The organism is Neglectibacter sp. X4 (assembly GCF_009917365.1).
Lineage (GTDB): Bacteria > Bacillota > Clostridia > Oscillospirales > Acutalibacteraceae > Acutalibacter.
This window is the reverse complement of record NZ_QWLE01000200.1, coordinates 1-831: the sequence shown is the minus strand read 5'-3', so window position 1 is coordinate 831 and position 831 is coordinate 1. Positions and strand designations below refer to the sequence as shown.

1 protein-coding gene and 1 pseudogene are annotated in these 831 nt (G+C 42.7%); both read left to right on the top strand.

The genetic code is table 11. From position 1 onward, the window contains the following. Positions 1 to 201 (top strand): annotated as a pseudogene (locus tag D1841_RS18835) (IS30 family transposase); the annotation flags it as partial. Next, positions 198 to 524, top strand: coding sequence for a hypothetical protein (locus tag D1841_RS17655; protein ID WP_251632575.1), 327 nt, complete (start codon positions 198 to 200; stop codon positions 522 to 524). The pseudogene D1841_RS18835 and the gene D1841_RS17655, both read left to right, overlap by 4 nt. Positions 525 to 831: the final 307 nt, after the last annotated feature.

Genomic DNA, 831 nt, shown 5'->3' with positions numbered 1-831 from the left:
CTTTGCCAAGAGGATATTTCACTCATGATGCATCATATTAATTCTTACTGCAGGGAAAGCCTGAGCAACAAATGCCCTCACGAAATGTTTGCATTCTTTTTCGGCGCCGAAACCCTTCACCTTCTCGGCTGCCGCAGAATTCCTTCCAAAGAAGTTACCCTGAAGTCTTCCATCTTTAGAAAAGGAGGTGCATCCCTGTGAAAAGACGAACCATTTACGATAAACAATCCATCGACTATCAGTTCAACCTTTGTGCACTCCATGAAATGGAAGATGTTGTTCCCATGACACGCAGCGAACGTTACATGCTTCGCAACTGGGTTCGCTCTGGTCATGAGATTGAATCCAATCCATGGGAGTATCTGGACAGCGACGGCTGGCAGTTAAATTATCTGCAAGCCTACCGTCTGGAATACGGCTATTCCGCCGGTCCATGGGACAGCTGGAAAGGACCAGACACCCAGCCTTTATGGTGCGAAGAACGCAAATGCTACGTAAAACACGATGAACTGCTAGAACTTTAATTTTTAATGGATTACCGGGATATATCGCTAGTTTCACAAGACCATCAGCCGGCAGAATTCACTCTGGCAAAAATAAAAATATGAATGCTGACGGCTTTTTGTTATGCCCGAATTTCCCTGCATTAACACTATTTTACCCTATTCTGGCATCAATTTCACTACTTTCCATAGCTTTTTACATCCTCCACTCTTGCGTACCTGACATTTACTTAGGCAAACTGGAATTCACCTTGGCAATTGACCCTTTTTAAAATTTTGTTATTTATATTTAATTACTAATATAACGTAGTACCGCAGTCCGAGTTTT